The organism is Nitrospirota bacterium, assembly GCA_040754395.1.
In the GTDB taxonomy this organism is placed as follows: Bacteria; Nitrospirota; Thermodesulfovibrionia; order Thermodesulfovibrionales; family SM23-35; genus JBFMCL01.
The window spans coordinates 1-13,262 of sequence record JBFMCL010000008.1; the positions used below are offsets into that span (position 1 = coordinate 1).

A 13,262-nucleotide genomic window follows, 5' to 3' on the forward strand; every position below is an offset into this window, starting at 1 on the left:
TGATACACTCTGTCATATAGCCAATCATCCTTTCTTTGGTTTTGAGCCTTCGCAAACTCAATGATACCAAAGCTCTCAGGATTATTGGCTATCTTTTTTCAAAATATTTATGAATTATCTGGGCTAGGTCTTCAGGGGAGGTTTTTTGTGATAGGAATGAATCCTCGCTTGACAGAATGGGCGTAACAGGAGAAAATATTAAGGAGAGGACGGGCAATGTCAGAAGGCAATAAGAAATTGCAGACTATATCGGATGAACTGAAAGAACACCTGATTGCAGTTAAGGGGGCGTTGGAATTGCTCGATGCTTCACAGTCAGATACTGAAATGAGCGATCTTATCCTTAAGTCGATGCACAGAATGGATGCGCTTCAGAAGTTGACCGATGAGATGGTTCAGGCGCTCAGGCACTGCTTTGCCAAGATAGAAGAACTGAAGACATCAGGCAACGTGCCCAAGAATGGATAATATGCGTGAGCCTGCAGCCCCTTTCAGTTAATCCACAGGAAGTTTTTGTGTATCCATCCTGTATCTCCCCACTCGTCTCTCAATTTGTACCATTTCCCTTTTTTCTTGAGGACTTTGAAGGTATGATACTGTTTTGCAGGGCTGAATGAAGCTTTGGAATAGTTTGTACCGGGTCCGCTTCTTATATTCACTTGGGCTGTTTTCACCACAGCGCAATCATAGCTGCCGGTAAGAAGCGAACGGTGTATCCAGTTCACGTCACCATCGACATCTCCTACTGCATACCAGTCTCCGGAAAGTGAAACACCCATTTTTCTGAAAGGCATGTACTTGTAAACCTCCCAGATGATTTCATACCCGGTGCCAGGTCCGGAGCGCACGTTTGCCTTCGGTACCTTTACGCAGAGCGCGTGTGCGCATTCGAACGTGAATACGAGAAAAAGGAGAAGACATACGCGTGCAAGCGTTTTTTGTATCATTACAGCCTCCTTTGAAAGTGTCTGACGGTATCTCCCTGTTGTAAAGAGATTGCTTTTATGCCATATCACTATAAACAGCCGAAAAGGACGATTCCTGCCGAAATGACAAAGCCGGAAAATTCATGCTTATGCACATCTGAAGCAGCATAAGCATGAAAGATGCCATACGGCATTTCTCGGCAGGACTAATCCCTTCAAGGCAGAAAAGCGAGGAACCCCTTTATTTCAGTCCCAGCACATCCTGCATATCATACAGACCTGCGGGTTTGTTTCTTACCCACAGAGCTGCTCTCAATGCTCCTCTTGCAAAGGTGTCCCTGCTTGATGCCTTATGTGTGATCTCGATCCGTTCCCCAAGGCCGCCGAAGATGACTGTATGCTCTCCAACGATATCTCCTGCCCGGATAGTCTGAATTCCTATCTCCCTGTCTGTTCTCTCTCCGATAATACCTTTTCGCGAATATACTGCAACATCATCGAGATTCCGATTCAGTGCTTCAGCGATTGACTGAGCCATCTTGAGCGCGGTACCGCTGGGCGCATCTTTCTTCATCCTGTGATGTGCCTCGATAATCTCGATATCGTAGCCGGAACCGAGCACGCGTGCGACATCCTGAAGTACTTTCAGAAGGAGATTTACGCCTGTGCTCATGTTCGAGGCCATCACACAGGGGATGTTTTTTGTAAGTTCACTGACTTCTTTCATATGTTCCCTGGTAAAGCCGGTAGTGCCTATCACCATTGCCTTGCCTTTTGAGGATGCAAGATGCAGATGTTCGAGAGATGCTTCCACCGTGGTAAACGAGATGATCAGATCGACGTTGTCGATGACCGATTCTGCACCTTCTGAGAGTTTAATCCCGGTATCCCCTATGCCGACGAGTGTTCCTACATCTTTCCCGATATCCTTGTGGCCTTTTCTCTCAAATGCACCTGACAACTGAAGTCCATCGTATTCTCCGGAAAGTGCGGTTATCCTGCTTCCCATTCTTCCGGCTGCTCCTGCTACTGCTATCCTGACCATAGCGTCCTCCTTCCTTCAGATCACAACGCAATAGAATAAAAAAGGGCAAAGCAGCCCTCGTCCTTCCGATATCAAGGTGTCCTGCAATCAGCTCTACTGCAAATTGTTATTTTTTCTTCTCTTCAATTTCTGTATTCTGATTACTGCCAGAAGTTTCTTTGCCTTCTATTTTATACTCTTCTGATATCCATTTGCCAAGGTCAAGCAATTTGCACCTTTCAGAACAGAAAGGCTTCCAGGGGTTTTCCTCCCATGTAGTCTTGTTTTTGCAGACAGGACAGGCTATTTGCATTGGCTCACCGTGTGTGTTGCATTATTCTGTTCATCCTGTTTCCCGCTATGAAGTTTCCGCGTGTATAAACCGCAGGGGGAAATTGAACCCTAAGCTTCCGACACATTCTGAGACTTTTGTGCATATTTTTTCAAGTTTGATAACAGTGTGTCGGAGACAATGCCGTTTACTGTACCTGTGAGGGTTCCTATCAGGATGATCAGAGGGGCTATGAAGAGAAGTGCTTCCATATTCTGGATGAAAAGAAAGTATGCCAGGAAAAGCTGGATGGCATTATGAAAGAAAGCCCCGATGATGCTCAGGCCTACTGTACTGAAAATGCCTGGTGCCATTGACAGCGTGAATCCCATGGCTGCAGTGCTTGCGAGACCGCCGGAGATACTCAGCACAAAGGCAGGACCAAGAAAAGTTCCGGCAAATAACGAACCAAGGATGACCCGTATAAGGGTAACCATGACTGCAGCACGCATGCCGTAGAGAAGAAGTGTGATAAGAGTAATGATATTTGCAAGTCCCAGTCTCAGCCATGGAAACGGTGTAGGCAGAATGCTCTCGACCCCGTGCAGTCCCAGGGCAAACGCGGAGAGGATTGCTATACGGTAGTTACCCGGTGATTGCATCAACCTGTGTGGGATGTCTTTCATGTCTTTCTACCGTTACTACCACTTTGTTGGGAAGGCAGACCACTGACCCGCTGCTGAACCACCCCTGCCTCACACAGAGCTTGTTTCGGCAGGGGGATTCTGTGAACCGCACTCTTCCGTCTTTTATCTGGACGACTGTGATGCCTTCGGGACCATGGACAGATACAAGAGTGTTTTTTTCGAAAGGCAGAAGGTAACCCGGTTTACCGTTTACTTCAATCTCCACTGTGGCATTCCTTGAAAGCGGCTCATGCATAAAGATCATGCCCGAAAGTGAAAGAAGCATAAGGACAGCGAAAAGGATCTTATCGGCAGCCGTAGTGCTGCTAATCAGATGTTTTATGCTCAATCTTTCCTCTGAGGCCATCGGTCATGGACATTGCTCCGTTGCTGTCGATGATAATTCCTTCAAAGCCCATTTTCTGAAGGAGCCGTAGGCCTTTTTGGGGGCCGAGAATAAACGCTCCGGTAGCGAATGCGTCACTGAACGCAGTTTCACCTGCTATGACACTGACACTCCGGCATCCCTGCGCAGGATACCCTGTTTCGGGATTCAGCAGATGATGATATCTCTGACCTTCCAGCATAAAGAAGCGCTCATAGTCCCCGGAGGTTGATATTGCAGTATCCCGGAGCTCGATAGCGCCTATAATTTCATCCCGGTTCTCTGCGGCTCTGGGGTTTCTGATGCCGATTCTCCAGGGCTTCCCGTCAGGCTTAAGCCCGAACGTCCTTATGTCACCTGCAACAGATACCAGTCCGGATTGTATCCCGCGTTTTTTCAGAACATCGACTGCCTTGTCCGCTGCAAACCCTTTTGCAATTCCGCCTGAGTCAACGAGCATTCCCTTTTTTCTCAATAATACCGTTGATGCCGACTTGTCAAGTATCATATCGCGGTAATTGACCAAAACAAGATTCTTCGTTATTGCCTCTTCAGGTGGCATGGTACTGCTGTGAAAATCATAAAGCACCGATACAGCACCAATTGTTGCATCGAATGCTCCCCCGGTCATTTCAGATACATAGACTGCCTTGCTGAGCAACTCAAAGACATCGGCGGATACCCTCACAGGGGATTTCCCTGCATCTTTGTTGATATGCGAGATTTCACTCTCGGGCAGATAGAGACTCAGCATTTTCTCAAGGGATTCAATTCTGTCAAATGCGGCTTCAATCGCCTTGTCAGCGTCATCGGGAGAGTCTGATACGACCGAGACCGTCACGACAGTATCCATGAGGATACGGGTTTTTCTGAAAATCCTTTCTTCATGTTGTGTACATGCGGCTGTAGACAAAAGGAGAAAAGAAAGAACAGCAAGATGACAATAAAGGAAAGGAGGAGAACTGAAGGAAAAAGCTCTGGAATTCCCGGTACTACGACTGAACATGTGACTACACTGCCCTCACCGGAATATGTCTTAAAAACTTGTTCCTGAGGAAACGTCCGGTATGGGAATCCGTATTCGCGATGATTTCTTCGGGTGTTCCTTCGGCAATCACTCTTCCCCCTTCGTCACCACCTTCAGGTCCAAGGTCGATGATATGATCGGCTGATTTTATCACATCAAGATTGTGTTCTATGATGATGACTGTATTGCCGGCATCAACAAGACTGTTTATGACGTTGAGCAGTTTCTGTATGTCAACAAAATGAAGTCCGGTAGTGGGTTCATCGAGAATATAGAGTGTTCTGCCGGTGGACTTTTTCCCGAGTTCCTTTGAGAGTCTCACGCGCTGTGCCTCCCCGCCGGAAAGGGTTGACGCCGGCTGACCGAGCTGCAGATATCCGAGCCCCACATCTTCAAGCACTTCCAGTTTTTGCCGTATCGAAGGGAAAGACGAGAAAAACTCGAGTGCCTCTGAGATAGTCATATCAAGCACTTCTGCAATATTTCTGCGCCTGAAGCTGATGTCGAGAGTTTCTTTGTTGTAACGTTTTCCCTTGCACGTTTCACAAGGGATATAGACGTCCGGAAGGAAATGCATTTCAACCTTAACGAGCCCGTCTCCCCCGCATGCGTCACACCTGCCTCCCGGGAGATTGAAACTGAAGCGGGAGGGAGAATACCCACGAATTTTTGCGTCAGGAACCTGTGCAAACAGCTCCCTGATCAGAGAGAATATTCCCGTGTATGTTGCAGGGTTGGATCTCGGTGTTTTCCCCAGCGGGGACTGATCGACGCTTATAACGCGGTCTATCTTGCGCATTCCGGTCATTTCCTGGTGCCTGCCCGGAGATACGCTGCTTTTATAGAGTTCCCTGCAAAGTGCCTTGTACAGTATTTCGTATACAAGGGTGCTTTTGCCTGAACCTGAGACGCCTGTAACACAGGTGAAGATACCGAGCGGGATAGATACATCAATATTCTTGAGATTGAATTCCCGGGCTCCGGTGATTTTCAGAGAATCTGCGTGAGTTCTCCGAAGGGAAGAAATCAGTATTGATGCTGCTCCGCTCAGATATTGCCCTGTAATGGAACGTTCATTATTCTCGATCTCCTGAGGGCTGCCTGAGGCGATGACCCATCCTCCACGGAGTCCGGCACCGGGTCCCATGTCAATAATATGGTCAGCCCATCGTATCGTATCTTCGTCGTGCTCAACCACTATGACAGTGTTGCCCTCGTCCCTTATCGACGACAGACTTTCAAGAAGCTTGATACAGTCTCTCGGATGCATCCCAATGCTCGGTTCATCAAGAATATAGAGAACCCCGGTCAGGGAGGACCCGAGTTGTGTGGCAAGCCTGATTCGCTGTGCTTCACCGCCTGAAAGCGTAAGAGAGGACCTGTCCAGCGTGAGATAACCAAGGCCGACTTTTTCAATGAAACTGAGCCTGTCCTTGACTTCTCTGAGAACGCGTGATGCTATTGTCTGTTCTCTTTCAGTCAGGTCGAGAGTATGAATAAAGACACGTGCATCTTTCACGGACTGTGCCGCGAATTCACCGATATTCATGTCCTGAATCCTGATGCTTAATGCCTCTTTCCGCAGCCTGAGGCCGTTACATGCCCTGCAGTATCTGTATTCTTCGAGTTCTGTGGAATTCTCCTCGATATTTTCGAGTCCAAGCCCGTTGCAGTGCGGGCAGGCTCCCTGCCTGCTGTTGAATGAGAAAAACATAGGAGTAATCTCCGGATAGCTGATTCCGCATTGAGCACAGACCGAGGCTTTCGAAAACATGATATCCCTGTTTCCCGCCAGAAGATTGATTACGACTATCTCTGAATACCCCAGAGCAGTCTGAATAGCTTCCCTGATCTGACGTTCAATGCCCGGTTTTATGATAAGCCTGTCGATAACAATCTCGATCGTATGACGTTTGTGTTTGCTCAGGACGATATCCTGGGTCAGATCGACTATCTCGCCGTCTATTCTTGCCCTTATGAAGCCTTCACGGCGCATCTCCTGCAATTCCTTTTTATATTCACCTTTTCGTTCCCGCACGACAGAAGCAAGTATCTGTATCCTGCTCCCTTCAGGAAGGGACATTACCGACGCAAGAATGCTCTCGGAGTCCTGCTTGGTAATGACGGAACCGCAATTATAGCAATACTGCTTCCCTATACGTGTAAAAAGGACGCGCATATAATCGTAGATTTCTGTTATGGTTCCCACGGTCGACCGTGGGCTTTTGTTCACAGTCTTCTGATCGATGGAAATAGAGGGGGAAAGGCCTTCGATATAATCAACGTCGGGTTTGCGAAGCTGTTCAATGAACTGTCTGGCATAGGCAGAGAGGCTTTCAACATAACGTCTCTGTCCTTCAGCATATATGGTATCAATAGCGAGGGAGGATTTTCCGGAGCCGGAAGGCCCGGTGATGACCGTGAGGGTCTCCCGGGGGATGGAGAGATCGATATTCTTGAGATTGTGTTCCCTTGCGCCCTTAATGACGATAGAATCCTGCATAGATTATCTTTTCAGTATAACATACACGCAGTTCCGGGCATTTCGTCTCTGTGAGAGAAGCCGCATGTTGACATATGTGCAATCTTTTTTCGAGCCGAGTGAATTAGTATTTTGAACGGAGAATGTTGTAATATATTTTATGAAAAAAGCAGTTGCGGTGATATTCCTCGTGCTTTTTCCGGCATTGTGCTATGCTCAGCCTTCAATCGTCTTCGAAGAAGAAGTGTTCGATGCGGGAACAGTCGAGGCCGGGAGTGCAATAGAACATATTTATGTTTTTTCGAACTCCGGGGATCAGGACCTCATTATCGATAAAATAATTCCTTCCTGAGGGTGTACCGCTGCCGTGGCCAGTTCAGGCCGGCTTACCCCTGGGGAAAAGGGACAGATTGCTGCAAAGCTTGACACAGTCGGAAGAGCCGGTTCTGTATCAAAGAGTATCCGGGTTTTTTCGAACGACCCCCTGAGGCCTTCTGTTTCACTGCTGCTCAAAGCGTTCATAAGGCAGTGAAACGTTACACTGTATCTTTTTTTCTTGTCCTTGTGCTCGCCGTTGTGTGCTGTCCGTTTCTCAGTGCATTGACCAAATCCGACCCCTACCTGTCCAGTCGCCGCGCCATGATAAGGAATGACATCGGAGGCAGGGGGATAAAGGATCAAAAGGTTCTTGAAGCCATGGAAAAAGTGCCACGTCACCTTTTCGTACCTGAGAAACTCAGGCAGAAGGCTTATGCGGATCACCCGCTCCCGATCGGTGAGGGGCAGACGATATCACAGCCGTATGTGGTAGCCCTGATGACAGAGGCGCTTCAGGTAAAAAAGGATGACAGGATACTAGAAATAGGCACTGGCTCAGGCTATCAGGCAGCGGTGCTTGCGGTACTGGCAAAAGAGGTATTCAGCATCGAAATACGGGGATCTCTTGCCCGGTCGGCAACAAAACTGCTCAGGGATATCGGCTATCTGAATGTAAAAGTGAAACATGCTGACGGCTATTTCGGATGGGAAGAATATGCGCCCTACGATGCGATTATCATCACTGCTGCAGCAAACCACATACCGCCGCCGCTGATCAGGCAGCTGAAGGAAGGCGGAACGCTTATTCTCCCTCTCGGAAGTACGGTATATTATCAGACTCTGACGATCGCGAGGAAGAAAAAAGGCGAACTTGTATTGGAACAGATGGGCCCAGTTGCGTTTGTCCCAATGACAGGGGAGGTTGCAAAGAGGAGATAACGGAACATTTCTCACAGACATCAGCCGGTTTTTTTCAGAAACATCCTCAGCATAAGAAATGCAGCTGCATATGACAAGGCCCCTGTCAGGATGACGATTTTAAACCCTGCTTCAATTGCCAGCAGAATCGTAAGAATCGGCGCAAGCACCGAGAGGCATCCGTTTATGGCCCATGCCCAAGGGATCAGGTATTCGTTTCTCTTCCCGAGGATATGAAGGCCTGCAGGAAAAGGTATCCCCATCAGCATCCCCGGAGGCATTAACAGAAGAAATACCAGGAAAACCTTGACTATAACCGGATACGGGAGAATGCTGTCGGATAATGCGGGCAGCGCCAGGCTGTAAATGACGGCTATGACCGGAATTGCGATGAGGGTGGAAGGACGTCTCATTTCAGGAATTTTATGGCTCAGGAGGCTTCCTGTGCCCGAACTGATCAGTATCGAGGTGAGAACAGTTGCGGCTGCATACGGGGGATACTCAAGCGGCAATATCATTTTTTGTATCAATGATATTTCAATAAACATGAACCCTATGCCGAGAAGTCCGAAATAGGGAAGAAAAAATACACCGTCAGAGAATCCTTCAATCCTGCCTTTATTCGGGTGAGTCAGTGTGTTTCCGTTTCTGTATTTTAACGAAAACACGGGCAATAGAATCAGCACAAAGCTTAGCAACAGTACCTGAATGAAGACAACGGGAAGAATATATCCTTCCTCAACAAAGAATTGCCATTTCCCCCCCATGGCATGGTAGATCTCCCTGAATTTATCGAGTCTCAGATAATAATTGAAAAAAGGACTGTCATCGTACACAGGGGATACCTCAAATATATAGGATCTGGCAAACTTCGTGCGGGTATCCTGATCAAGGAGGTTCATGAAGGCGGAGGAGTAAGAATCATCCGGCATCTTCACGTAGATGTTCGTCTCTTCCTCGGAAATGCCGGGATAATAGACAAGATCGAACCTTCTTTCCTCTGAGAATCTCTTCAGTTTCAGGATATCTGCGCGTGAGAATGCTGAGTTCTTAATCAGAATGCATATGCTTCCCCAGCTTCGGATGGCTGCAACGTGCTTATTACTGTCTTTCTGACCGAGTTCTTCCATTGCTCTGACTGCAGTGTTTACCAGTCTCAGCTCCGTGCGGGGTGGCGGTATTATGAACAGACTGATGCTCAACACCCCGTCGCGGGTGAGATGAGACAGATATTCCCTGAATGCCTCAACCGTGAAACGGTAATCCTCAGAGATGCCGAAAGCCCCTGAAGGGGAGGTGCCGGTAAGAGGGATATCGATAATATCGAAAAGACGGTCATCCTGCTTCAGCCATGCTCTTCCAAGCCCTGTCCATATGTGTTCCTTCAGCATTCCGCCCGAAAATCTGTCGAAATCCCTTCTGATGATTTCCGCAAAAAGCGCATTGCTTTCTGTGTTCACCACATCTTTGTATCCCCAGTATTCTGCAACGAGCGCCTGCAGGCCTCCTCCCGAGTCGAGTATCAGCACCTTTTTCCCTGTGAAGGAACCGCCCGGTCTTTCGTTTCCCGCAAGGTCTGGAGAGTCATGACCCTTCATTGCATAAGGAAGGGAGGAAGGAAGATATTTCAGGAATTCAAGGGAGGCTTCATTGTCGTATTTTGTTATTGCAGTGACGTTCCCTCCGTCGAAGGAAACGCCAAGCTGTTCCGGCAGTGTCCCCAGATATCGCAGACTGAGGCCTGGCGCAAAACGCGCTGCAGGACTCCTGAATACATCTATCCGGGAATACGGACTGAGATATGTTGAGAGGTGCTCGGCCCCGGGGTGACTCAGGGACTGCTGAAGGCCCTTGTAGGGGGAAATTCTTATTTCGGTGAAAGAAGGAGAAACAACAAAAACCACAATGCATGCAGGGACAAGCAGCGACGAAATGCATTTCAGGTACTTGCCGCCGTTGAGAAATGCTGCAATGAATGCTGCAGAAGCAAGGAGAAAGACAACCCGGTCAGGTGAGAAAAACGTGAGAAGGCCTAGTATTCCGAGACACCCCATGCCTGCGCCAAGCAGGTCGGCGCCGTAAAGAAGGCTGCTTCTGCTGCTGAAAGATGACAAGGCCGTTGCGATGACCAGACCAGAGAAGAAAAACGGGACAGACAGGATGAGGTAGTACCCTGCAACATAGAAAATATGGGAACGTGACCACATGAGCTTCACAGGGTCAAACGGTATACGGTTTGCGATAGTGTAGCTTATGGCTATGGCGATACCGAGCAGAAGGCAATAGATACCGATGCGGGATGGTTTTTTCAGTCCGGGATACAGAGAGAGCGCTGTACCGCTGGCTCCGATACCGAGCATCGCGATGCTGATGACCATAAAAGCAAAGTGATACCAGAGTGAAATGGAAAAAATCCGTGTAAGGGCTATTTCATAGGCAAGGCTCGAGAAAGAACAGACAAGCACGGAGAAATATATTTTTTTTGATATGTTCATCCCTTAGGAAGATTATAGCCAAAAGAAAAGAGTTTTTTGCCTGCGGTTGCAGTAAAATACATTATGTCTTTCAGGGAAAGCTGCCCGGGCAGCAGGGAAATAAAAACACCGTATCCGGAAGAAATTACCTGTTTCTGGTGTGATACCATCTCGGAGATATGGTCAGATGAGGCAGAAATTGTATGCAAGGGATGCAGCAGGACCATTGCAAGGGATATGAACCCCACATGCATTGAATGGTGTCCGGCGGCCAAAGAGTGTCTAGGTAGCGAGAAATATGAGAGGCTCATGAGAAATCTGAAGAAACAGGAGGAAAATTCATCATGAGGTATGCAGCAGTTATCATTGCCGTAATGGTTTTGTGTTCCTTTTCAGGGATATGTACTGCACAGTCCTCTGAACAGAAGGAAAAAGATGCACAGGAAACCGCGCTGCGATGGCTGAAACTGGTGGACGAAGGAAAATACGGAGAAAGCTGGGAAACTGCTGCGCAATTATTCAAATCGGCTGTTCCGGGAGAACAGTGGAAAATGTCGCTGAATTCAGCAAGAAAGCCCCTTGGCAGGACCCTCGCAAGGAAACTTGTGTCAAGCCAATACAGTACCGAACTTCCAGGAGCCCCTGACGGTGAATACGTCGTTCTCCGATATGAGACCTCATTTGAAAACAAGAAGTCAGCTGTTGAAACGGTAACTCCAATGAAGGACAAGGATGGAAAATGGAGAGTGTCAGGGTATTACATTAAATAGAACGTCCTCAGACGCATCATATGCATAACATTACACGGTTTTTTTCCTACACACAGAGTTCATCTGCTTCTCTCTTGAGGTTCAGGGCGGTTCCGGCGTCAATTCCGCTTCTCCCCAAAAAGGCTTTTTCGTCCAGATCAGCAATATCTTTGGCAAGGATGATATTGTTCCGGAAAAGGGTTTCAATCGAGTTCTTTCTGATGGATGAGAGGATAGTTACCGGATAAAGCCTCCTGTTTTCGATCATTTTCTCAAGGCTTTCTTTTTCAGGGTATTTCCAGCTTACTATTTTCAATCCCACACATTCAGCGTATTTTATCGCATCGCTGCTGCAACGGGTATTGGTTACGAGCCAACCCTCCTTGATGATGAGGCGTTGCTCGGGAGATGACTCATACGCCTTTCTGATATCATTGAATCTCGAATTGACATAGAGCGCGATTTTCACATCGGTCGGGACGCCGCCGTTGCTGCGATACTTGCATTCGATGACGAAACCCCTGTTTTCCTTCACCGCAAGGACATCAATTTCGTGTGAGACACAGTATCCGCGGAGTATGCGGTTTACCTCAACGGAATACCCGTATTCCTTCAGTATCCTGCCGAAATATTTCTCGAACTGGTACCCTGAAGGACCCAGTGCATAGATCGCCTTTTTTATGGAATACCTCATGTCAGAGACACGGTTGTACTGTTTCAGGAGTCTTTTTGCCAACCTGAAGATATGTTTGGTATGGGACGCAGGACTCAGCTGATTTTCGACCTTTTCAGCGATTTCCTGCGCAATGCTCTCGGATGCCCCTGAACGGACAAGGGAATCGACGAGCTTTGTGATGTCGAATTCCTCGGATTTGCCTGATGCCTTAATGATCTGTAACGACATGAGTAGATTTTATCATATGAAGCAGTCATATGCGCGGAATCCGGGTACTTTTTTCTTCATACATGTTATTTCCTGCTGTAGAACCGTTTTTCCGGAAGTACGCTGTGCTGCTGGTACCAGATATCAATTTCGCTCTTTCTGAACCTGAGCTGTCCCTTGATTTTGACATGCGGTATTTCATTTGATCGGGTGAGATCGTAAATCCATTTTGTTGATACCTTCAGATAGTATGCCAGACTTCTGACGTTGAATATCTCGTCTTTTTCTGTTTTTCCTTTCTCCTCAGCAGCAAGAAGCGGCTTCAGTTTTTCGATCACCCGATCAGCGATCATATCCAGTATCTCGGGAGATATGTCTATTTCAATTTTCATCCTGCTCCGCCATTATGCACATATTATCATAATCCGGATAACGGGTATCAGCAGATATTGTCATGCAATTTCGAATGTATGTGCATAAGGACCGCGATCGAATCCCAGAGAGGCACATATGATCAGGACAGCTTCATAAATCCCTTGCTGATCATAATATCTCTTATTTTCTCAATATGCGCCTTTTCTTCGCCGAGTATTCTCTTCAGGAAAGAACTGGAACGCGAGCCCGACAGATGCGCTATTACATCGTTCGTAAACGTTTCTACCATGGTCTCTTCGAGTTTCAGCGCAAGCCTGCATGCTTCCTCGAAAGAGACCGGATTGAACTGGACGTGACTGTGTATGTTGTCGGCAAATTGTAACGTTTTTTCTATCAGCGGAACGGTTACGGGAAGGTCATGGACCTTCAGTCCGTTGAACAGTCCCTGAGACCCTGCATCAGCCAGAAACGATGAATGACCGATTTCATCATTGTACAAGTCTTCCCAGAAGGCTTTCTCTTCAGGAAACGCCCGCATGAAATTGCTGTATATCGAAGCTGCTGCCCTTTCGATTGCGATGCATCCTTTTATCAGGGTATGTATTTCCATATTCGGCCTTATTTAGGATTATATAGTAAATCAGGTGCTTAATCTAGAGATATTCGTTCCGTGCTGCAAGTCCGGAAAAACTGTGTGCCGGGAATGAAAAATTGTGGCAATTTACTCCAGTTTAAGCCATTATG

The 13,262-nt window shown here is 47.5% G+C and carries 16 protein-coding genes; 5 read left to right on the forward strand and 11 right to left on the reverse strand.

Annotated elements, in window-relative coordinates; translation table 11 throughout:
- The first annotated feature begins 216 nt into the window (after positions 1–216).
- A complete protein-coding gene (locus tag AB1552_05430) occupies positions 217–468 on the forward strand; it encodes a hypothetical protein (GenBank protein MEW6053220.1) in 252 nt (83 codons plus the stop codon).
- Between the two features lie 23 nt (positions 469–491).
- Here AB1552_05430 and AB1552_05435 read toward each other — a convergent pair whose 3' ends face one another.
- From AB1552_05435 to uvrA, 7 genes are all read right to left on the reverse strand, one after another.
- Positions 492–947, reverse strand: a complete 456-nt coding sequence (locus tag AB1552_05435; GenBank protein MEW6053221.1) for an SH3 domain-containing protein — start codon at positions 945–947, stop codon at positions 492–494.
- Between the two features lie 220 nt (positions 948–1,167).
- A complete protein-coding gene (dapB, locus tag AB1552_05440; protein MEW6053222.1) occupies positions 1,168–1,971 on the reverse strand; it encodes a 4-hydroxy-tetrahydrodipicolinate reductase in 804 nt (267 codons plus the stop codon).
- A 106-nt stretch (positions 1,972–2,077) separates the two neighbouring features.
- Positions 2,078–2,263: a DNA gyrase inhibitor YacG gene (locus tag AB1552_05445; protein ID MEW6053223.1), complete on the reverse strand. Its 186-nt coding sequence runs from the start codon at positions 2,261–2,263 to the stop codon at positions 2,078–2,080.
- An 89-nt stretch (positions 2,264–2,352) separates the two neighbouring features.
- Entirely contained in the window at positions 2,353–2,907 is a 555-nt protein-coding gene (locus tag AB1552_05450) for a Gx transporter family protein (protein ID MEW6053224.1), read from the reverse strand.
- Entirely contained in the window at positions 2,867–3,256 is a 390-nt protein-coding gene (locus AB1552_05455) for a NusG domain II-containing protein (protein MEW6053225.1), read from the reverse strand. Before AB1552_05455 ends, AB1552_05450 begins: the two co-directional genes overlap by 41 nt.
- Entirely contained in the window at positions 3,234–4,145 is a 912-nt protein-coding gene (locus AB1552_05460; GenBank protein MEW6053226.1) for an FAD:protein FMN transferase, read from the reverse strand. Before AB1552_05460 ends, AB1552_05455 begins: the two co-directional genes overlap by 23 nt.
- A gap of 157 nt (positions 4,146–4,302) precedes the next feature.
- Positions 4,303–6,822: an excinuclease ABC subunit UvrA gene (gene uvrA, locus AB1552_05465; protein MEW6053227.1), complete on the reverse strand. Its 2,520-nt coding sequence runs from the start codon at positions 6,820–6,822 to the stop codon at positions 4,303–4,305.
- A 139-nt stretch (positions 6,823–6,961) separates the two neighbouring features.
- On the opposite strand from uvrA, the gene AB1552_05470 reads away from it, so the two are divergent.
- Positions 6,962–7,333, forward strand: coding sequence for a DUF1573 domain-containing protein (locus AB1552_05470; GenBank protein ID MEW6053228.1), 372 nt, complete (start codon positions 6,962–6,964; stop codon positions 7,331–7,333).
- Positions 7,330–8,058, forward strand: coding sequence for a protein-L-isoaspartate(D-aspartate) O-methyltransferase (locus AB1552_05475; protein MEW6053229.1), 729 nt, complete (start codon positions 7,330–7,332; stop codon positions 8,056–8,058). Before AB1552_05470 ends, AB1552_05475 begins: the two co-directional genes overlap by 4 nt.
- A 20-nt stretch (positions 8,059–8,078) precedes the next feature.
- On the opposite strand, the gene AB1552_05480 is transcribed toward AB1552_05475, so the two are convergent.
- Entirely contained in the window at positions 8,079–10,532 is a 2,454-nt protein-coding gene (locus AB1552_05480) for a hypothetical protein (GenBank protein MEW6053230.1), read from the reverse strand.
- 36 nt (positions 10,533–10,568) lie between these two features.
- Here AB1552_05480 and AB1552_05485 point away from each other — a divergent pair, with 36 nt between their 5' ends.
- Complete coding sequence (locus AB1552_05485; GenBank protein ID MEW6053231.1) at positions 10,569–10,859, forward strand: hypothetical protein; 291 nt, start codon at positions 10,569–10,571, stop codon at positions 10,857–10,859.
- Complete coding sequence (locus AB1552_05490; GenBank protein ID MEW6053232.1) at positions 10,856–11,281, forward strand: DUF4019 domain-containing protein; 426 nt, start codon at positions 10,856–10,858, stop codon at positions 11,279–11,281. The genes AB1552_05485 and AB1552_05490 overlap by 4 nt, the downstream gene beginning before the upstream one ends.
- A gap of 46 nt (positions 11,282–11,327) precedes the next feature.
- Here AB1552_05490 and AB1552_05495 read toward each other — a convergent pair whose 3' ends face one another.
- The 3 genes from AB1552_05495 to AB1552_05505 all read right to left on the reverse strand — a co-directional run bounded on the left by AB1552_05495 (position 11,328) and on the right by AB1552_05505 (position 13,128).
- Complete coding sequence (locus tag AB1552_05495) at positions 11,328–12,164, reverse strand: restriction endonuclease (protein ID MEW6053233.1); 837 nt, start codon at positions 12,162–12,164, stop codon at positions 11,328–11,330.
- 65 nt (positions 12,165–12,229) lie between these two features.
- Positions 12,230–12,535 carry a helix-turn-helix domain-containing protein gene (locus AB1552_05500; protein MEW6053234.1) on the reverse strand — a complete coding sequence of 102 codons (306 nt, stop codon included), beginning with the start codon at positions 12,533–12,535 and terminating at the stop codon, positions 12,230–12,232.
- A gap of 122 nt (positions 12,536–12,657) precedes the next feature.
- Positions 12,658–13,128, reverse strand: a complete 471-nt coding sequence (locus AB1552_05505; GenBank protein ID MEW6053235.1) for a hypothetical protein — start codon at positions 13,126–13,128, stop codon at positions 12,658–12,660.
- Positions 13,129–13,262: the final 134 nt, after the last annotated feature.

What these genes read in the sequence shown, in the direction of transcription:
- AB1552_05500 (MEW6053234.1), bottom strand. Translation starts at nt 12,535, where the DNA reads ATGAAAATTGAAATAGACATATCTCCCGAGATACTGGATATGATCGCT.
- uvrA (MEW6053227.1), bottom strand. Translation starts at nt 6,822, where the DNA reads ATGCAGGATTCTATCGTCATTAAGGGCGCAAGGGAACACAATCTCAAG.
- dapB (MEW6053222.1), bottom strand. Translation starts at nt 1,971, where the DNA reads ATGGTCAGGATAGCAGTAGCAGGAGCAGCCGGAAGAATGGGAAGCAGG.
- AB1552_05460 (MEW6053226.1), bottom strand. Translation starts at nt 4,145, where the DNA reads ATGGATACTGTCGTGACGGTCTCGGTCGTATCAGACTCTCCCGATGAC.
- AB1552_05480 (MEW6053230.1), bottom strand. Translation starts at nt 10,532, where the DNA reads ATGAACATATCAAAAAAAATATATTTCTCCGTGCTTGTCTGTTCTTTC.
- AB1552_05430 (MEW6053220.1), top strand. Translation starts at nt 217, where the DNA reads ATGTCAGAAGGCAATAAGAAATTGCAGACTATATCGGATGAACTGAAA.
- AB1552_05450 (MEW6053224.1), bottom strand. Translation starts at nt 2,907, where the DNA reads ATGAAAGACATCCCACACAGGTTGATGCAATCACCGGGTAACTACCGT.
- AB1552_05445 (MEW6053223.1), bottom strand. Translation starts at nt 2,263, where the DNA reads ATGCAAATAGCCTGTCCTGTCTGCAAAAACAAGACTACATGGGAGGAA.
- AB1552_05505 (MEW6053235.1), bottom strand. Translation starts at nt 13,128, where the DNA reads ATGGAAATACATACCCTGATAAAAGGATGCATCGCAATCGAAAGGGCA.
- AB1552_05495 (MEW6053233.1), bottom strand. Translation starts at nt 12,164, where the DNA reads ATGTCGTTACAGATCATTAAGGCATCAGGCAAATCCGAGGAATTCGAC.
- AB1552_05435 (MEW6053221.1), bottom strand. Translation starts at nt 947, where the DNA reads ATGATACAAAAAACGCTTGCACGCGTATGTCTTCTCCTTTTTCTCGTA.
- AB1552_05490 (MEW6053232.1), top strand. Translation starts at nt 10,856, where the DNA reads ATGAGGTATGCAGCAGTTATCATTGCCGTAATGGTTTTGTGTTCCTTT.